Annotated in this window: 12 protein-coding genes; 5 read left to right on the top strand and 7 right to left on the bottom strand. The window is 68.3% G+C overall.

From position 1 onward, the window contains the following. The first annotated feature begins 112 nt into the window (after positions 1 to 112). Both JYG32_RS29905 and JYG32_RS29900 read left to right on the top strand, forming a co-directional pair. The gene (locus tag JYG32_RS29905) at positions 113 to 1648 is read left to right on the top strand and encodes a PLP-dependent aminotransferase family protein (protein WP_213265998.1); all 1536 of its coding nucleotides are present in this window, start codon (positions 113 to 115) and stop codon (positions 1646 to 1648) included. 97 nt (positions 1649 to 1745) lie between these two features. Further along, positions 1746 to 3971, top strand: coding sequence for a penicillin-binding protein 1A (locus tag JYG32_RS29900; RefSeq protein ID WP_213265997.1), 2226 nt, complete (start codon positions 1746 to 1748; stop codon positions 3969 to 3971). Positions 3972 to 4021: 50 nt separating this feature from the next. Here the strand turns inward: JYG32_RS29900 and add are convergent, their stop codons facing one another. Further along, complete coding sequence (add, locus tag JYG32_RS29895) at positions 4022 to 5122, bottom strand: adenosine deaminase (protein ID WP_213265996.1); 1101 nt, start codon at positions 5120 to 5122, stop codon at positions 4022 to 4024. A 46-nt stretch (positions 5123 to 5168) separates the two neighbouring features. After that, positions 5169 to 6518, bottom strand: coding sequence for an NCS2 family permease (locus JYG32_RS29890; protein ID WP_213265995.1), 1350 nt, complete (start codon positions 6516 to 6518; stop codon positions 5169 to 5171). Between the two features lie 94 nt (positions 6519 to 6612). Here JYG32_RS29890 and JYG32_RS29885 point away from each other — a divergent pair, with 94 nt between their 5' ends. Continuing rightward, entirely contained in the window at positions 6613 to 7524 is a 912-nt protein-coding gene (locus JYG32_RS29885) for a LysR family transcriptional regulator (protein WP_213265994.1), read from the top strand. A 27-nt stretch (positions 7525 to 7551) separates the two neighbouring features. Here the strand turns inward: JYG32_RS29885 and JYG32_RS29880 are convergent, their stop codons facing one another. From JYG32_RS29880 to JYG32_RS29865, 4 genes are all read right to left on the bottom strand, one after another. Then, positions 7552 to 8604, bottom strand: coding sequence for a nucleoside hydrolase (locus JYG32_RS29880; protein ID WP_213265993.1), 1053 nt, complete (start codon positions 8602 to 8604; stop codon positions 7552 to 7554). Between the two features lie 8 nt (positions 8605 to 8612). Next, entirely contained in the window at positions 8613 to 9725 is a 1113-nt protein-coding gene (locus JYG32_RS29875) for a porin (protein ID WP_213265992.1), read from the bottom strand. Between the two features lie 161 nt (positions 9726 to 9886). Continuing rightward, on the bottom strand, positions 9887 to 11224 hold the full coding sequence (locus JYG32_RS29870; RefSeq protein WP_213265991.1) for a hypothetical protein: 1338 nt from the start codon (positions 11222 to 11224) through the stop codon (positions 9887 to 9889). 379 nt (positions 11225 to 11603) lie between these two features. Then, positions 11604 to 13022 (bottom strand): MFS transporter, encoded by a 1419-nt coding sequence (locus tag JYG32_RS29865; RefSeq protein WP_213265990.1) that lies wholly within the window; start codon positions 13020 to 13022, stop codon positions 11604 to 11606. A 448-nt stretch (positions 13023 to 13470) separates the two neighbouring features. Between JYG32_RS29865 and JYG32_RS29860 the strand changes: the two genes are divergently transcribed. Further along, the gene (locus JYG32_RS29860; protein ID WP_174382739.1) at positions 13471 to 15918 is read left to right on the top strand and encodes a DUF3772 domain-containing protein; all 2448 of its coding nucleotides are present in this window, start codon (positions 13471 to 13473) and stop codon (positions 15916 to 15918) included. A gap of 108 nt (positions 15919 to 16026) precedes the next feature. Here JYG32_RS29860 and amaB read toward each other — a convergent pair whose 3' ends face one another. Continuing rightward, the gene (amaB, locus tag JYG32_RS29855) at positions 16027 to 17538 is read right to left on the bottom strand and encodes an L-piperidine-6-carboxylate dehydrogenase (RefSeq protein ID WP_174382738.1); all 1512 of its coding nucleotides are present in this window, start codon (positions 17536 to 17538) and stop codon (positions 16027 to 16029) included. A 633-nt stretch (positions 17539 to 18171) separates the two neighbouring features. Between amaB and JYG32_RS29850 the strand changes: the two genes are divergently transcribed. Then, positions 18172 to 19752, top strand: a complete 1581-nt coding sequence (locus JYG32_RS29850) for an amino acid permease (RefSeq protein ID WP_213265989.1) — start codon at positions 18172 to 18174, stop codon at positions 19750 to 19752. Positions 19753 to 19873 lie beyond the last annotated feature (121 nt).

Below are 19873 nucleotides of genomic sequence, written 5' to 3'. Positions count from 1 at the left end.
GGTCGTACGGCGGTTGAAATGGCTCGGGCGCTGGCCCGTCATGCGCCGATTGTGATCTCAAACTGGTTTATGCTGTAGAGCCGGTTTGGAACAATTTCAGCAGACCAGAATCATGGCAAGAACAGCCCGGAACGTCGAAATCCCGTCGCTCGGCGCGCTCGATCGCACGGCCGGCGACCTGAGCCGCCAGCTCGCGCAGGCGCTGCGCGACGCCGTGCGCCGCGGCGACGTCCGTCCGGGCGACACGCTGCCGTCCACGCGGCTGCTGGCGGCCGCGCTGCAGGTCGCGCGCGGCACCGTCGTCGACGCGTATGCGCAGCTCGTCGCCGAAGGCTTCCTCGAATCGCGCGGCGGCGCGAGCACGCGCGTCGCGCACGCGCTCGCCGAGCCGCCGCCCGTCGACGAACCTGAAGCGCCTGCCCAACGCGGGCGCCCGGCGCGCGCCGGGCTGCCGGAGCCGGCCGCCACCTTTGCGCGAATCGCCCGCGAATTCCGTCCGCTGCCGGCGCTGCCGTTCGCGATTTCGGTGCCGGTCGGCCTCACCGCGCCCGACGACATCTGGCGCCGGCTCGGCAACCGCCTGCGCGCGCGCGGCGCCGGTGCGCCGTCCGGCTATGCCGATCCGCAAGGCGCGCTGCCGCTGCGCGAAGCGATCGCCGACTACGTGCGCCGGTCGCGCTCGGTGCGCTGCACGGCCGACCAGGTCGTGGTCACGAGCGGCACGCAGCAGGGGCTGCATCTCGCGAGCCAGGTGCTGCTCGGCGCGGACGATCAGGCGTGGGTCGAGAATCCGGCCTATCGCGGCATCACCGCGTTGCTCGAAAGCACCGGGCGGCGCGACGCGATGGTGCGCGTGCCGGTCGACGCCGACGGCCTCGACGTCGACGCGGGCATCCGCCTGGCGCCGCATGCGCGTGCCGCATTCGTCACGCCGTCGCACCAGTACCCGCTCGGCATGCCGCTGAGCATGGCGCGACGCAACGCGCTGCTCGCGTGGGCGCGCGCGCAGCGTGCATGGGTGGTCGAAGACGATTACGACAGCGAGCTGCGCTACGAAGGCTATCCGTTCCCGTCGCTGCAGGGGCTCGACCCCGACCGCGTGATCTATCTCGGCACGTTCAGCAAGATCCTGTTTCCGTCGCTGCGGCTCGGCTACGTGATCGCGCCGGACGATCTCGTGCCCGCGTTCTGCGGCGCGCGCGTGCTGATGGATCGCCATGCGCCGACCGCCGACCAGCACGTGCTGGCCGCGTTCATCGCGGAAGGCCATCTCGACCGCCACATCCGCCGCGTACGCGGCGTGTATGCGGAGCAGCGCGCGCTGCTGATCGACACGCTCGGCACGCGGCTGCCGCGCGAACGCGCATGGGTGCAGCCGGGCGACCAGGGGATGCACGTCGTGCTGTGGCTCGCCGAAGGGATCGACGATCTCGACGTGGTCGCGCGCGCGGCGCAGGCCGGTGTCGCGGTGCGCGCGGTGTCGCCGATGTTCGCGCCGGGCACGGCCCGCCCGGGGCTCGTGCTCGGCTTCGGCGGGTTCGGCCGTGCGCAGATGGAAGCGGCCGCGCAGCGGCTCGCGGACGTGGTTTCGTCGGGAGAATCGCGGCCGGTCGCGCCGCAAAAGGTTGTCCGCAGGCAACAAACGTAATCGTCTGTAAATCCTGCAAGCAAAAGGCCGTTTTGGCCGCCGGCACAGGTGCGCCGTTTGCTAGGATCGCGCCTCTTCCGTCCACGCCCCTGCCACCGTGAATCGCTTCGTGCCGTTTCTTCGAGACGCGTGGCTCCGTTGCCGCGCCCGTGTCGCGCCGCTCGCCGCCGCCTGCCACGCGCGCACCCGCGCGCTGTGCGCAGGCGCCTTGCATCGCCTGCGTCATCCGACGCGGCGCAGCGTGGCGCTGACGCTCGCCGCGATACCGGTGCTGGGCCTGCTGGTCCTGCTCGCGTTCGTCCCGTTCACGCCGAGCATCGGCGACATCCGCAAGGCGCGCATCGACCGCCCCGCTCGCGTACTGTCGGCCGACGGCGAGCTGATCGCCGAGTTCCGGCCCGTCAACCGCGAATGGGTGCCGCTCAAGCAGATCTCGCCGCACATGGTCGACGCACTGATCGCGACCGAGGATCACCGCTTCTACTCGCATCACGGCATCGACTGGCGCCGCACGATCGCGGCAGGGCTGCACACGTTCTCGGGCGCACGCCAGGGCGGCTCGACGATCACGCAGCAGCTCGCGCGCAACCTGTACCCGGACGAAGTCGGCCGTTCGCTGACGCTCACGCGCAAGGTGAAGGAGCTGATCACCGCCTTCAAGATCGAGACGGTGTACAGCAAGGACGAGATCCTCGAGACCTACCTGAATACCGTGCCGTTCCTGTACAACGCGTATGGCGTCGAAATGGCCGCGCGCACCTACTTCGGCAAATCGGCGGACCAGCTCGACATCGCCGAAAGCGCGACGCTCGTCGGGATGCTGAAGGGCAACAGCTACTACAACCCGGTGCTGAATCCGGAACGCGCGGTACAGCGGCGCAACATCGTGCTCGACCGGATGGCGACGATGGGCATGCTGTCGCCGCGACAGCTCGCGAAATTGCAGCGCCAGCCGCTGCGCGTCGACTTCGAGCCGCAGACGGCGCAGCCCGGCCTCGCGCCGCACTTCGCGGTGCAGCTTCGCAAGTGGCTGATCGCGTGGGCCGACCGCAACAACTACGACCTCTACTCGGACGGCCTCGTCGTACGCACGACGCTCGATGCGCGGCTGCAGGACATGGCGACGCAGGCGCTGACACAGCAGACCGAGCGGCTGCAGGCGATCGCCGACAGCGCATGGCGCGGCCCGTCCGGCTGCGGGCTGCGCAACGACCTGTTCCGCGGCTTCATCCGCCAGACACCCGACTATCGCAGCGTCCGCGACGCGGGGCTCACCGATGTAGCCGCACTGAAACAGCTCGGCGCGAATCGCGCATTCGTTCGCGCGCTGTGCGAGCGCAAGACGCAGGTGCAGGCCGGCTTCATCGCGATCGATCCGCGCAACGGCGCGATCCGGGCATGGGTCGGCAGTTCCGATTTCGGCAGCGAGCCGTTCGATCACGTCGCGCAGGCGCGGCGCCAGCCGGGTTCGACGTTCAAGCCGTTCGTCTATGGCGCCGCGTTCGCGGACGGGATGCGGCCGGGCGATACGTTCATCGACCGCCCGGTCGCGATTCCCGTGGACGGCCGTGCGGTCTGGCGCCCGACCGACGAGGAGCCGCCGACGGGCGAGCCGATGACGCTGCGCGACGCGCTCGCGCTGTCGCGCAACCGCATCACCGCGCAGGTGATGCAGCATGAAGGCGCCGCGAAGGTCGCGCAGCTCGCGCGCGCGATGGGCGTGCGCGACAGCCCGCTCGACGCGGTGCCGTCGCTCGCGCTCGGCACGAGCCCCGTCACGCTGAAAGAGATGGTGTCAGCGTACGGCACGATCGCGAATCGCGGCGAGTACGTCGCGCCGCAGATGATCACTCGCATCGAGGATCGCGACGGCAAAGTGCTCGCGGCATTCGGCAGCGCGCCGCCCGAACGCGCGTTGCCGGTGCCTGCCGCGCAGACGCTCGTCGACGTGATGCGCGATGTCGTCGATCACGGCACCGGCGCCGACATCCGCTCGCGCTACGGGATCCGCGTCGACGTCGCCGGCAAGACGGGCACGACGCAGGACAACGCGGACGGCTGGTTCATCCTGATGCATCCGCAACTGGTGGCCGGCGCATGGGTCGGCTTCGACGACGGCAGCGTGACGCTGCGCAGCGACTACTGGGGCGCGGGCGCGCACAGCGCGCTGCCGATCGTCGGCGGTTTCTACGATGCGGCGCTGCGTGCGCGTGCGATCGATCCGCGCGCGCAGTTCTCGCCCGACTTCCGGCCGCGCAGCGCGCCGGCGGCGAGGCGGCGCCCGCATCCCGGCCTGTTCGACTGGCTGAGGTTGTTCCGCTGAACGTGCTGCCGGCTGGCTGATGCACTCGCCGGCGGAAAGCGCAACGGCGCTCAGCCCGCCGCGAGCGTGGCGGCCAACGCATCGAACTCCGGCGCCCACGCCGCACGCCACGCGGCCTTCGTTGCGTCGTCGACCCACGCGCCGTCGATCCCGTTCAGCATGAACTGCTTCAATTCAGCGACCGTGAAGCCGAAATGGCTGAACATCAGCTCCCACGCCTCGCCCGGATTGACCTTGTGCAGCGTCGGATCGTCCGTGTTCGGATGGATCTTCAGCCCGAGGCCCGGCATCTTGCGCATCGGATGCCGTTCCGCCCATTGCTCCGGCGGCAGCGTGCGCAGGTAGTACGAATTCGTCGGCACGACGGTGAAGACGATCCCGCGTTCCGCATAACGTGCGCACAGCTCGGGGTTGTCGACGATCGTATAGCCGTGATCGACGCGATCGACCTGCAGCAGGTCGACGGCCGTCTCGACGTTGCCCCACGGCATCCCGAACTCGCCCGCATGCGCGGTCGTGCGGAAGCCGGCCGCGCGCGCATTGCGGTAAGCCTTCCAGAACAGTTCCGGCGGCCGGTCGTTCTCGCGATAGTCGATCCCGAGCCCTGCGACCTCGTCCGCGCGATTCGCCTTCATCCATTCGACGATCGCGACCGCCTCGTCGGGGTCCTGCTCGCGGTCGATGCTCGGGATCAGGCGCGCACCGATCCCGAAATCGCGCGCAGCGTCGCGGATCGCCGTCACGATCGCGGCCTGCGCGTCCGCATACGCGATGCCCGATACGCGCACCGTGCCGGTCGGATTCCAGAAGAATTCCGCGTGTCGAACGTTGTGCGCAGCCGCGTCCTCCAGATATTCGTATGCAATCTTTCGCAGATCGTCGGGCTGCGTAAGCAGATACTTGTCGAGCGCGCGCAGCACGTGCAGCACGCCGACCGGCTTCTCGCCGCGCGCATAGAACGCGTCGATCTCCGCGCGCTCGATCGGCGCGCCGCTGCGTTCCGCGAGTGCGACGAACGTATCGTGCCGCACCGCGCCGAGCAGATGGCAATGCAGCTCGACCTTCGGCAGCGCGTGGAAGAAGGCCCGATGGGCCGGCGTGATCTCGATGCCCGTGCGCGCGGCCGGGACGTTGCCTGGTGTTCCCTTCATTTCAGTCTCGTTTGGGGTAGTGCCGATACGTCATGGAAGCCGTCTCTCAGTGCGGCTTCACGACGGTCCAGAAGTAATAGCCGAGCGGAATCGCGAGCACGACGAGCCCCCATGACACGTCGCGCCAGCGGCCGGCCAGCAGCTTGACGAGCACGTAGCACAGCAGCCCGCCCGCGATGCCGGTGCCGAAGCTGTTCGACATCAGCGTGAGCAGCACCATCGACATCACGGGCAGCGCATCGGTGAAGTCGTCGAAATGCGTATGGCGGATCGTCGCGAACATCGACAGCCCGATCAGGATCAGTGCCGGCGCGGTCGCCTCCTTCGGGATCGCGAGCGCGACCGGCACGAACAGCAGCATCGCGGCGAACAGCACGGCCGCTGCCAGCGACGACAGCCCGCTGCGCCCGCCGGCCTCGACGCCCGCCGCCGATTCGATCAGCGCGGTCAGCGCGGGGATGCCGAACACGGGCCCGAGCGTCGCGGCGAGCGAATCGACGAGGAACGGCCGGTTGATGTCCGGCAGGTTGCCGTGCTCGTCGAGCAGGTTCGCCTTCGCGCCGACCGCGAGCGCGGTGCCGAGTGTGGAGAAGAATTCCGCCGCGAAGAACGCGAACAGGTACGGCGCGGCCGCCAGGCTCAACGCGCTGCCGATGTCGAGCTTGAACGCGATCGGCGCGATGCTGTGCGGCAGCGACACGAACGACGCGGGCAGGCGCGTGACGCCGAGCGGCACGCCGGCCGCGGCCGCGACGAGGATCGCGATCAGGATCGCGCCCGGCACCTTGCGCGCCTGCAGCACGACCGCGACCGCCAGGCCGATCAGCGCGACGAGCGCGCCCGGCCGCGAGAAGTCGCCGAGCGCGAACGCGTTGGTCTTCGCGTTCGCGACGACCATCCCCGCATTGCGCAGCCCGAGCATCGTGACGAACAACCCGATCGACGCGCCGAGCCCGAGCTTGATCTGCACCGGAATCAGCCGCACCACGACGCCGCGCGCGCCGAGGATCGTCAGCAGGAAGAACAGCACGCCCGACACGCACGCGATACCGAGGCCCGTCTGCCAGCCGATGTGTTCCGTCGTCGCGAGCGTCACGCCGATGATCACCGAGCCGCCGATGCCTGGGCCGACCAGGAACGGCAGGTTCGCGTAGAGCCCCATCAGCGTGGTGAACAGCACGAACACGATGATCGTCGCGGTCGTCGCCGCACCGCGCTCCATGCCGCCGGTGGCGAGCAGCGAGGGGATCACGACGAGCAGGTACGCGGCCGCGAGAAACGACGTGACGCCCGCGATCGTCTCGGTGCGCACGCTCGTGCCGCGCGCGGCGAGCGCGAAGCGGCGTTCGAGCCAGTTGGCCGGCGCACGCGCCGGCATCGTGTCAGTCGCTGACATGGTGGTTCTCCTGTGATTCCGAATATTGTCCTGTGTCGATTCATGCAGCACGGTCTTATACTGCCGCGTACCGCACCCCGACCGTTATTGCCCGATGTCGTCCGACCGCTCGTCGCTGCTGCCCGCGCTCACGCTGCGGCAGGTCCAGCACTTCGTCGTGCTCGCCCATGCACGCAGCTTCACGCAGGCCGCGCAGGCGCTGTCGCTCACGCAGCCCGCGCTGACCGCGTCGATCCGCCAGATCGAGTTCCTGCTCGGCGGGCGCCTGTTCGCGCGGTCCGCGCACCGGCTCACGCTGACGTCCGCAGGCGTTGCCGTGCTGCCGCTCGCCGAACGCCTGCTCAACCACGCGCGCGGCACCTTCGACGACATGACGCGGCTCATCGGCGAGCGCATCCAGACCGTGCGGATCGCGTTCATCCCGTCGGTCGCGGGCCGCTTGCTGCCCGCGCTCAACACACTGCGCGGCACGCATCCGACGCTGCGCTTCACGCTCACCGACCTGCCGAACAGCGCGCTCGTCGAAGCCGTGCGCGACGGCGTCGCCGATCTCGGCATCGGCGTGCGCGAACCGGACGGCGACGACGGCACGCTGCGCTACCGGGAGCTCTTCGAGGACGAAATCGTGATCGTCGTGCGGCATGACGATCCGCTCGCCCGAGCGAAGAGCGTCACGTGGGCGAAGCTCGTCGATCGCGAGCTGGCCGTGTTCGTGCGCGGCAGCGTCAGCGAATCGCTGCATCGCACCGGCGGCGCCGGGAAGCTGCGCCTGAACGTCACGTACCGGATGGAATACACCGAGCCGCTCTACGCGCTCGCGCGCAACGGCCTTGCGACCGCCGTGCTGCCGAGCCTCTACACGATGCATCTGCACGATCCCGAACTCGTCGCGCTGCGCGTCGACAAACCGCGCGTCACGCGCGCGATCTCGCTGATCTCGCTCGCCGCCGACGATCGCGGCCCGCATGTGCGCGCGTGCCGCGAGTGGATTGCGAAGCACATCTGATTCCGTTCGCCGCGCGAAGGCCCGCGTTCAGGGCAGCTTCGCGATGCGCTCGACGAGCGTCGCGTAGAAGCGGTCCGCATCGACCTCGTTGATCCACGTCGCGTTTGCCGCGCGGCCGCTGCGCCCGTTCCAGTCGACGATCGTCTCGCCGAGCGTCCACTGCCCGGTCGTCTCGACCACGACGTTCACCTTGCGTCCGTTGAACAGCGTCGGATCGACGAGATAGCCGACCGCGGTCGGGTCGTACATCGGCCCGTCGTCGACGCCGCGCCGCTTCTTGTTGTACGCCAGCTCGGCCGTCATGATGTCCGCGACGATCGCGCCGCAGCGGTTGCCGAGCGCGCGGAACGGCGCGACGCGCGCCGGCGTGATCGGCGCCTTCACCGCGACGTCGCGCGGCAGCACGACGACCGGCACGCCGCTGCCGAACACCGCTTCTGCCGCCTGCGGATCGACGTAGATGTTGAACTCGGCGGCCGGCGTGATGTTGCCGCGCTCGAAGAACGCGCCGCCCATCAGCACGATTTCGCGCAGCGCGCCGCGAATCTGCGGCGCTTCGACCAGCGCGGTCGCGATGTTCGTCAGCGGGCCGAGCGCGCACAGCGTCACGCTGTTCGGCGCCGCGCGGCTCAGCGTATCGACGAGGTACGACACCGCGTGGCCGGTCGCGAGCGGCGCGCGCGGCTCGTGCAGCTCGACGCCTTCGAGCCCGGTCTTGCCGTGCACGTTCGCGGCCGTCACGAGCTCGCGCACGAGCGGGCGCGGGCAGCCCGCATAGACCGGCAGCGTCTTCGTGCGGCCGGCCCAGTCGCGGATGATCCGTGCATTGCGTTCGGTCAGGTCGAGCGGCACGTTGCCCGCGACGGCGGTCAGCGCGCGGACGTCGAGCCGGTCCTGCGCACCGAGCGCGAACAGGATCGCAATGGCGTCGTCCTGGCCCGGATCGGTATCGATGATCACCGTGCGGCGCGCGGCGTCGCCGCCGGCGGCGAACGCGCCCGTTTCGGGCAGCAGCGCGGTGCCGGCCAGCGCGGCGGACAGTTTCAGGAAGGTGCGGCGGGATGCGATCGGATGGGTCATGGTCGGAATCAGAAAACGTGCCGGACGCCGAGCGTCGCCATCATCTGGCGCGTGCCGGTCGAGCGCGCGTACGCGAAGATCTGCGCGTGGTCCGCGTCGCCGGCCGCCTGCTGCACGATCACCGTCAGCGCGACGTCGGTGCGTTTCGACAGGAAGTAGTCGGCCTGCAGGTTTACCTGGTGCCATTTCGGACGCTTGTCGATCACGTCGTACTTGCCGTTCGTGAACGCATACGCAGCGCCGAGAAAGAGCTGCGGCGTCATCGTGTAGACGACGTTCACGCCGAGGTTCTGCAGGTGCAGGTGCGAATTGTCGAGGTAATCGTAGCGCACGTCGGTAAACATCGCCGCGAACTGCGCGCGGCCGATCGTGTAGAAGCCGCCCGTGCCCGCGATCCGCTGCCGGCTCGCGTATGCCGCCGGCGTCATCGCGCTCTTGCTGAAGATCAGCAGCGGCGACGCATAGTCGTTCGCGATCGCGCCGTCCTGGTTCGTGCTGCTGTACGGATGGTTGTACTGCGCGTAGACCGCACTCCAGCGCAGCGGGCCGCGCTCGTAGCCGAGCCCGAAGCTGTATGCGCTGTTGTTCGCGAAGCCCGTCGCGTTGCTGAAGCCGTACAGCGCGGTGAATTTCAGGCCGTAGTAGACGGGGCTCACGTACTTCACCGAGTTCTGCACGCGGATGTCGTTGTAGCCGTTGTCGTTGTCGCCGATGTTCACGCCGTTGCTCGCGATGATCACGGGCCCGATGTAGTCGTGGATCGCGTCGTACTGGCGGCCGAACGTGACCGAGCCGTACGTGCGGTCGGCAAGGCCGACGTAGGCCATGCGCCCGAACTCGCGGCCGTTTTGCGCGGCCGTGCCCGTCATCACGTTGAAGCCGTTCTCGAGCTGGAAGATCGCGGACAGCCCCTGCCCGAGATCCTCCTTGCCCTTCAGCCCCCAGCGCGGGTTCTGGTTCGTGCCGGACAGCGCCTGCCAGGCGTTCTTGCCGCCCTGGTTCGTCGCGAACCCGACGCCGGCCGAAATGAGACCGTACAGCGTGATGCTGCTTTGCGCACCGGCATGGGTCGCGAAGGCGCCGAGCATCGCGAGCAGCGCGAGCTTGTAGAGAGTTTTCATGCGGGTCGTGTGATCGGTGGTGGTCCAGGCGCGGCAGGGTTCCGCGAAACTGGCCTCGACTATACGAACCCGGATCGGATAATAAAAGTTTGCTTTTCTTATGTATCAATAAAACGGATTTATTCTCATCCTCACGCCTCCCGCGCCCGCCGGAGCGGCCGTCAGTCCGCCGTGTCGCCGCCCTTCGGCAGCTTCGACCACGCCTTGCGCCCCGGCAACGGCGACCACGCCGGGCGGGTCTTGCGTGCACTGTCGATCACGACCAGGTAGCGGCCCGCGATCGGCGTGATGTCGCGATCGCGGCGCAGCACCCACAGCGACTTGCCGGCCTCGACGCGCGCCTGGTAGTCGTCGTCGAGCAGGCCGTGCCGGTCGAAGAACGTATTCAGCGACGCGGGAATCCGCACGCATCCCTTCGAGTGCCGGATGCCGAGCAGCGATTCGAGGCGGTCGGGGTCGGTCGCATGCATCTGGAAGCGCATCGGCGACACGCCGCCCTTGCCCCAGCCGCGCTCGCCGTCCACCCATCCGAAGTCGTAGATGCGCATGTCGCGGCGGCCGTAGCCGCGAATACCGTTCCCGTTCGTCGTGCCCTCCGCGCGGAAATCCATGTTGTCCGGCGAGTGATGGAACACGCCGAGCGGCGTCAGGAAATGATCGTACTTGCCCGGCAGCCCGGTGCCGACCGGCGATGCGCCGATCATCAGCCACGCATTGGCCGGCGTCGCGCGGAAGTAGATGAAAAGCACCTGCACGTTCGGCGCGCGGTCGACCAGCGCGACGTATTCGCCGGCCAGGTCGCCGAGGTCCGCGTCGGCGAGCGCCTTCTGGAGCCGAGAGCCGTATGCGCGCTGCTCGCCCGCCGGCACGTTCAGGCGCCGCGAGACTTCCTGCGCAAAGCGCTTGCGCATGTCGACCGCGCGCACCGTCGCGCTTTTCGCGTCGTCGGCCGACAGCGTCGGATGCCGGCGCGGCGGGGTCGGCGCGGGCAGCTCGGCCTCGCTGGCCGGTACGGCGGACGCGGCCGACGCAGGTGATGCGGCGGACGCGCCAGAAGCCGCCGACGCAGGCGCTGCGGCGGACACGGCAGGAGCCGCCGACGCGCCCGATGCCGTGCTGGCAGGCTCCGCACGATGCACGTGCGATGCCGCGGGCGCGGGCTGCGCGGCCGATGCGCCCGACGACGCGTGCGCGGGCGAGGCCGGATGCGCATGGGAAGCCGCCGACGCGGGCGACACTACTGATGAGGATGACGCAGCAGCGGACGACGGGACGTCGGACGCGGCACTGGCAGGCCGCGCGGCAAGAACGGCAATCGGCAGCGCGACAGCGAACCACACATACGTGGCGACTGCGCGGGTAAGGCAACGCGGCTTCGCAAATCGCCGCGTCAGGCTGGAAAGCATCATACGTTCGAAGCCGTCGGCCGATCCGGCCGCCGCATGCTGCAGTTGCGAGCGGCGCATCTTCCGCGCGAGCCATCGACACGTCCGGCGCATCGTGTGCGCCCGGCGCCGACGCCTCTTCGCGGCGGAGCCGTTCGCTGTTGCAACGCGTGCGGTCCGATGGCGGCTAATGAGTCGTCAGGCCCTTCATTTTACGCGTCCGCGCCAGCGTCTGCAGCGGCGAAAGTCGCGGGTTTGCGGCGGGTTTGCGCTTCGTCACGCAATGTTTCAACTCGTTGCTGCTTCGTTGCGTGGCAACCTTGTACGATCGGCGTTTCAGCGCGTGTGCGCGGGAGGCTTGTGCGTTCCACCCGCACGATGTTCTCGCCAAACAAATTCGCATGCCAAATCATTTTGGCGATGCGACTTCCCAATCGAAACCGCATCGCACGCATGCCGCACAATCCATGCGACACGCGTGCGCAATCACCGACTACTTCGAAATCGTTTCGAGCGCGATGCCCTTCGTGCGCGGCCCCATGAGCCCGATCGCGGCCATCACGATCGCCATCGCGCCCGCGATGAACGCGAACACGCCGAAGGTGCCGAAGCCCTTCAGCACGGCCGCGATCACGAACGACGAGAAGATCGCCGAGAAGCGGCTCCACGAATAGACGAAGCCGACGGCCCGCGCGCGGATCGACGTCGGGAACAGTTCGGCCTGGTACGCGTGGAAGCTGTAGGACATGATGTTGCTCGCGAGCGTGAGGCCGATGCCGAGCACGATCAGGAATGCGCCCACCGTCGTCTGGCTGAACAACAGCCCGCACACGACGATCGCCGCCGCCATCGCGACGATCACCGACTTGCGCTCGAAGCGGTCGGCGATCACGAGGCCGATCAGCGGGCCGATCGGCGCCGCGAGCGCGATCACGCTCGAATACATCAGGCTCGATGTGATCGTGATGCCCTGCTTGATCAGCAGCGTCGGCACCCAGTTCGCGAAGCCGTAGAAGCCGACCGTCTGGAACACGTTGAAAATCGTCATCATGATCGTGCGGCTGCGATACGGCGGCACCCACATGTCGCGGAAGCTGCCGCGCGGCGGCACGGGTTCGGCCGGCGCGGGCGGCGGCAGCGGCCGCCCGTATTCGGCTTCGACCTTCGCTTCGAGCGCGCGCATGATGCGGTCCGCTTCGTCGACCCGGCCCTGCTGCGCGAGCCAGCGCGGGCTTTCCGGCAGTGCGCGGCGAATCCACCACACGAACAACGCGCCATGCGCGCCGATCAGCACGACCCAGCGCCAGCCGTCGAGGCCGAGCGGCGCGTGCGGCACGAACAGGTACGCGAGGAACGCGACCACCGGCACCGCGACGAACCCCACCGCCTGTTCGCACGCGAATGCGCGGCCGCGGATCTGCTTCGGCACGAGTTCGGAGATGTACGTACCGATCGTCACCATCTCGACGCCGAGGCCGAGACCGACGACGAAGCGCCAGAAGTTCAACCCGGCCGCGGTGTCCTGGAACGCCATCACGACGTTGGCGGCCGTGTACCACAGCAGCGACCACGTGAAGATCGCGCGGCGGCCGAAGCGGTCGGCGAGAAAGCCGCATGCGATCGTGCCGATGAACAGCCCGGAGAACAGCGCGGCGATGAAGCTCGCGACGCCCGTGGTGCCGAACAGCCCGTGTGTCGTCGCGGAAAGGATGCCGCTTTTCACGAGGCCGGGCGCGACGTAGCCGCTGTAGAGCAGGTCGTAGAGTTCGAAGAAGAAGCCGAGGCTCAGCAGTACGACGAGTTTCCAGACGCTGCGAGTGGGCGGCAGGCGGTCGAGGCGGGCCGAGATGGAGCCGGGGTCGATGGATGGGGATTGGGAAGATGCCTGCGAAAGGCTGTCCGTTGAGGCCATCTTGGGCGCGTCTCCTGATCGTGTCGTGTTGTGTGTTGTTGTCCGGCGACCGTCGAGCCGCCGTCGGGCGAATCGCTGCATTGTACCGGCACGCCCGTCCGGCGCACGTGCGCGCCAGCGGCCCGGCCGCGTCGCGCGCCCCGAACCGATTCGGACACCCCAATTTCGCGCCGGATAATGTGTAACTTGCGTAACCGTCTATCGGGTACGGGAATCGTGTCGGAACGGCGATCCGGCGCCGCCCGCGCCGCATCCCGGCGGCGCCGGCCCGACGGTATGGGGCTGGCGCGCCGTTTCGCGCCGGCCCGCAGCGCCGGAATCGCCGCAAACGGGGTACGCAATCGGTACAACCACGCGTTCCGTGCCCCGGTAACATGCTTACCGGGCCAACTACCGGCTTCCGGGCGCCTTTCGGCAACCGGTATTGTCGGCAAATCGTAAGCATTCCATGTTCAACCAACGACTATCCACGTACGCCCGCCGGATCGCGCTGATCGCATTGCTGCAGTGCGCGGCGATCGCGACCGCGTCGGCGTTTCCGGCGGCCGCTTCCGCCCCTGGCGCGAGCGGCACCGACGCATCCGTGCCGGCCATCTCGCTGAACGACGCCGTCGCGCAGCTCAAGCGGATGCAGGTCGACCAGGACCACATCAAGCAACAGACTTCGACCGCGTCCAACAGCAAGGAGCTGGACGCGCTCGGCGATGCGACGCAGGAGCTGAGCACCGATGTCGCGAAGCTGCAGAGCGAGCTCGTGCCGCAGCGCGCGCAGGTCCAGGCGCAACTCGACGTGCTCGGCCCTGCGCCGGCCGAAGGCGCCGCGCCGGAAACGCCGGCCGTCGTGAAGCAGCGCGCGACGCTGGACGCGCGCAAGACGCAACTTGACGCCGCGCTGAAACAGGCCGCGGACCAGAAGACCAACCTCGCGAACCTGACCGAACAGTTCGCGAAGCTGCATCGCAGCCAGCTGAAGAACCAGCTCGCGTTCCGTTCGGGCGGCATCTTCAGCGCGCAATTCTGGCTGCCGCTGTTCCAGCGTTCGCCGGACGACATCCAGCGGCTCGAGGATTTCAACGACGAACTGCGCGACATGCTGCACTCGTCGTGGGTGCCCGGACAACGGGCAATCACTGCGCTGCTGCTGATTGTCGCGTTCGCGGTGTGGGTCGGCGGCCGCCGGCTCGTCGAGCGCGGGCTCGCGTGGGTCTGCCTGAACCGCCTGCCGCCCACGCGCCTGCGCCGCAGCGCGCTGGCGCTGTCGACGGTGCTCTCGACGCTGATCACGACCGCCATCGCCGCGCAGATCCTCTATCTCGCGGTGGCACGCCATTACGAACTCACGCCGTCGCTGACCGATCTGTGGGACCAGTTCGCGAAGCTCGCCACGACCTGCGCGCTGATTGCCGGGCTCGGCCGCGCGCTGCTCTGCACGAAGCATCCGTCGTGGCGCCTGCCGGCACTGGCCGATCCCGTCGCGCTTGCGATGAGGCCGTTCCCCGGCATCCTGGCCGCGCTGCTGCTGATGTCCGGCACGCTCGAATCGATCAACCGGATCGTCGACACCAGCCTGTCGGTCACGCTGTTCGGCCGCGGCATCGTATCGCTCGTCGTCGCGCTGACGGTCGGCGCGTCGCTGCTGCGCTCGAACCGCGCGCGCAGCGCGCTTGCGGCGGCCGGCGAAGCGCCCGAGCAGCGCTCGACGCTCGCCGGGGTGATCCATGCCGGCGTCACGCTGGCGATCGTCGTGTCGCTGGTCGCACTCCTGATCGGCTACATCACGGTCGCGCGCTTCATCACCTACGAGCTCGTGTGGTTCGAGATCGTGCTGTGCGCCACCTATATCCTGATCCAGTTGACGCGCGACGCGAGCGAAAGCCTGTTCTCCGCGGGCCTGTCGACGGGCCAGCAGATCAAGCACCTGTTCGCGCTCGAAGACCGGCACCTCGACCAGGCCCGCACGGTCCTGTCCGGTTTCGGCACGAGCCTGCTGATGCTGATCGCGGCCATCGCGCTGCTGACGGGCGGCTTCGGCACGACGCCGGGCGACCTGCTCGACAGCGCGGTCGCGATGATCGGCAGCCAGCGGCTGCAGAGCCTGAACATCATGCCCGACCGGATCATGAACGCCGTAATCGGGTTCGCGCTCGGCTTCTACCTGCTGCGTTCGCTGCGCCGCTGGCTCGACAGCGAGTTCATGCCCGCGCTCGGCATGGATACAGGGATGCGCGTGTCGCTGATCACGCTGTTCACCAACGTCGGCTACGTGCTGCTCGTGCTGATGACGCTCGGGCTGCTCGGCGTCAGGTGGAACAACCTCGCGTGGATCGTCAGTGCGTTGTCGGTGGGTATCGGCTTCGGCCTGCAGGAGATCGTGAAGAACTTCGTGTCGGGGCTGATCCTGCTGACCGAGCGTCCGGTGAAGGTGGGCGACATGATCAGTATCGCGGGCGTCGAAGGCGACATCCGCCGCATCAACGTGCGCGCGACCGAGATCCAGCTCAGCGACCGCTCGACCGTGATCGTGCCGAACTCGCAGCTGATCTCGCAGAACCTGCGCAACGTGACGATGGGCAACAGCACGCAGGGCGTCGCGACGCTGGTGCTGACGTTCCCGCTGAACACCGATCCCGAGCAGGTGCGCGACCTGCTGCTCGATGCGTACCGCACGCATGAGGCGATTCTCGAGAAACCGGCGCCGTCGGTAACGTTCAGCCAGCTCACGCCGGACGGGATCACGCTGAGCGTGACGGGCTACGTGGCGAGCCCGCGGATCGCGAGTTCGACGAAGAGCGATCTGCTGTTCGAGATCCTGAAGCAGTTGCGCGCGGCGGGGATCACATTGTCGAGCCCGCAGATGCTGATGGTGCAGAACATGCCCGCGGTGGGCGACGCGTAACACGGCGCACGCGATCCCGCCGTTGCACAGACGAACAAAGGGCCGGTTGCCGCATCGCGGCAACCGGCCCTTTCGATTCATGCGCCGCGCCCTTTCAGGCGCCCCGCATCAAACGTCGAACTTCACGCCCTGCGCCAGCGGCAGTTGCCGGCTGTAGTTGATGGTATTCGTCGCGCGACGCATATAAGCCTTCCACGCATCCGAACCCGACTCGCGCCCGCCGCCCGTTTCCTTCTCGCCACCGAACGCGCCGCCGATCTCCGCGCCGCTCGTGCCGATGTTCACGTTGACGATCCCGCAATCGCTGCCCGCCGACGACATGAACTGCTCGGCCTCGCGCATGTCGTTCGTGAAGATCGCCGACGACAGCCCTTGCGGCACCGCGTTGTGCACGTCGATCGCGTCTTCGAAGTTGTCGTAGACCATCACGTACAGGATCGGCGCGAACGTCTCGCGCTCGACCACCGCAGATTGCTTCGGCATCCGCACGATCGCCGGACGCACGTAGTACGCATCCGCGTGACCGATGTCGATGCGCTCGCCGCCCTTCACTTCGCCGCCCTGCTCGCGTGCATCGGCCAGCGCCTTCTGCATCGCGTCGAACGACGCGCGATCGACCAGCGGGCCGACCAGCGTGCCGGCTTCGAGCGGGCTGCCGACCTTCACCGACGCGTAGGCCTTCTCGAGGCGCGGCAGCAGTTGCTCGACGATGCTGCGATGCACGATCAGGCGGCGCAGCGTCGTGCAGCGCTGGCCGGCCGTGCCGACCGCCGCGAACGTGACCGCGCGCACGACGAGGTCGAGATCGGCGCTCGGCGCGACGATCATCCCGTTGTTGCCGCCGAGTTCGAGGATGCCGCGCGCGAGACGCTGGCTCAGCACCTTCGCGACTTCGGTACCCATCCGCACGCTGCCCGTCGCGCTGACGACCGGCACCTTCTTCGACGCCGTCAGCACCTCGCCGACATCGCGCATGCCGAGCACCAGTTGGCTCAGCCCTTCCGGCGCGACGCCCGGATGCGTCTTCTCGAACTCGCGCAGCGCCTTCTCGAGCAGCACGTGGCAGGCAATCGCGGTGAGCGGCGTCTTTTCCGACGGCTTCCACACGACCGGGTCGCCGCACACGAACGCGAGCGCCGCATTCCACGCCCACACCGCGACCGGGAAGTTGAACGCCGAAATCACGCCGCACACGCCGATCGGGTGCCACGTTTCCATCATCCGGTGGCCCGGGCGCTCGGACGCGATCGTGAGGCCGTAAAGCTGGCGCGACAGGCCGACCGCGAAATCGCAGATGTCGATCATTTCCTGCACTTCGCCGAGGCCTTCCGACGTGATCTTGCCGGCCTCGAGCGTGACGAGGTGGCCAAGCGCGGCCTTGTGTTCGCGCAGCACGTTGCCGAACACGCGCACGAGTTCGCCGCGCACCGGCGCCGGCACCGTGCGCCACTTGAGGAATGCGTCGTGCGCGGCGTCGATCTTGCGCTCGGCGTCGGCGGGCGTGTCGACAGCCAGCGTCGCGAGCGTCGCGCCGTCGAGCGGCGAACGCGCGGTCAGCGCATTGCCTTTCCACTGGGCGAGATCGATATCGAGCGCGGCAAGAATGTCGTTGAATTGCATCACTTCCTCTTCAGGGACAGATTGATCGGTGCGGCGGCAGCGCCGCCCGCGTGATTCGATTGGAGCGCGTTCGCGCGCCCTGTGCAAGCGGATGCGCAACGCGGCGGGCCCGGTGCGCCGCACGGCGCATCGCGCTGCGCCGCCGCCGGAAGCCCGGCCGGACGGCACGCCCTCGCGTCGCGAGGCACGATCCATGAAACACATTGTCGGCGGCCACAAGTCGGGCCGCTATTGATATTAACTCACGACTTCATTCCCAAAACGCAACACCTCGGCGGGCCAGACCGATGCTTTTTTGTGCCGATATCGGACGTTTCCAAAGCCCCCGGCCGGGCCGCCGGACAGGTCTCGACATGACGCAAGTTGATGACAAAGCCGCATCACCCTGTTCGGAAATATCGTTTGCCGCCCGTGCGCCGGGCACACACAATCGGTGCGACGTCGAGGTGCAACGCACCCGGCGCGCCGCCGGCCGCCACTACGGCAGCCGGACGACAGACGAAGGCGACACGCATCGGGCCCGGTTCATCCGGCCCGTTTCCGCAACGCATCACCGCTGCCCGGCCCGCGGCCGGCAACGCGTCGCGCTTCGTCGCCGAAAAACAATCCCGGAGACAGCACCCAGCGCCCGCCATGCATTCAGATGCCCGCCCCGATTCGCCCCGCCCGTCCGGCTCGCCGCCCGCGAAGCCGTCCCTCCACCGCGCGCTGCAGGCCCGCCATCTGCGGATGATCGCGATCGGCGGATCGATCGGCACGGGCCTGTTCGTCGCGTCCGGCGCGTCGATCTCGCAGGCCGGCCCCGGCGGCGCGATGCTCGCGTACATGGTGATCGGCCTGATGGTCTATTTCCTGATGACGAGCCTCGGCGAAATGGCCGCGTTCATGCCCGTGTCGGGCTCGTTCGCGACCTACGGCGCGAAGTTCGTCGACGAAGGCTTCGGCTTCGCGCTCGGCTGGAACTACTGGTACAGCTGGGCCGTGACGCTGGCGGTGGAGCTCGTCGCCGCGCAGCTCGTGATGAACTACTGGTTTCCGCATGTGCCGGGCGTCTGGTGGAGCGCGCTGTTCCTCACGCTGATCTTCGCGCTCAACGCGCTGTCGGTGCGCGGCTTCGGCGAGGCCGAATACTGGTTCGCGCTGATCAAGGTGCTGACGGTGCTCGCGTTCGTCGGCGTCGGCCTGCTGATGATCTTCGGGATCATGCAGGGCGGCCCGAGCGCGGGCTGGGGCAACTTCACGATCGGCGACGCGCCGTTCGCCGGCGGCTGGGCGACGATGCTCGGCGTCGCGATGATCGCGGGCTTCTCGTTCCAGGGCACCGAAATGATCGGCGTCGCGGCGGGCGAATCGGAAAACCCGCGCACGACGATCCCGCGCGCGGTGAAGCAGATCTTCTGGCGCATCCTGCTGTTCTATGTGTTCGCGATCTTCGTGATCGGCGTGCTGATTCCGTATACCGACCCGAGCCTGCTGAAGAGCGACGTGACCGACATCGGCGTGAGCCCGTTCACGCTCGTGTTCCGCCACGCAGGCCTCGCGTTCGCGGCCGGCGTGATGAACGCGGTGATCCTGACGGCCGTGCTGTCGGCCGGCAACTCGGGCATGTATGCGTCGACACGGATGCTCTACAACCTCGCGGTCGAAGGCCGCGCGCCGCGGCTGTTCGCGAAGCTGTCGCCGGGCGGCGTGCCGCGCAACGCGCTGTATGCGACGACGGCCGTCGGCGCGCTGTGCTTCCTCACGTCGCTGTACGGCGACAAGACGGTCTACCTGTGGCTGCTGAACACGTCGGGCATGGCCGGCTTCATCACGTGGCTCGGCATCGCGGTCAGCCACTACCGCTTCCGCAAGGGCTTCCTGAAGCAGGGCTACCGGCTCGACCAGTTGCCGTACCGGTCGAAGTGGTTCCCGTTCGGCCCGCTGTTCGCGTTCGCGCTGTGCGCGGTCGTCGCGCTCGGTCAGGACTACCAGGCGTTCTTCGCCGACAAGGTCGACTGGGTCGGCATCGCCGCGACCTACATCGGCCTGCCGTTCTTCCTCGCGATCTGGCTCGGCTACGCGCTCGTGCGCAAATGCCGCCTGGTACGCTACGAGGACATGGAGATCGCGCCGTGGATCGAACGCAACGCGACGCCCGAAACGGTACCGCAAGCCGACACCGGCTACGCGGGCTACGTCGCCCGCCCGGCCAACCCGACGCCGGGCGCCTGACGGCACGCATCGCGCCGGCCGCCGTGAGAGCGCGGCAGCCGGAGCCCTGCGCCCTACGCCCCCATTCGACGCGGCGAGCGCGTTCAGGCAAGATCGACGCGCGCCGTCCGTTTTTCCGCCG

It is taken from the genome of Burkholderia pyrrocinia (assembly GCF_018417535.1).
In the GTDB taxonomy this organism is placed as follows: Bacteria; Pseudomonadota; Gammaproteobacteria; order Burkholderiales; family Burkholderiaceae; genus Burkholderia; species Burkholderia pyrrocinia_E.
Note: the sequence above shows the minus strand (reverse complement) of the source record. Positions and strands in the feature narration are given on the sequence as shown.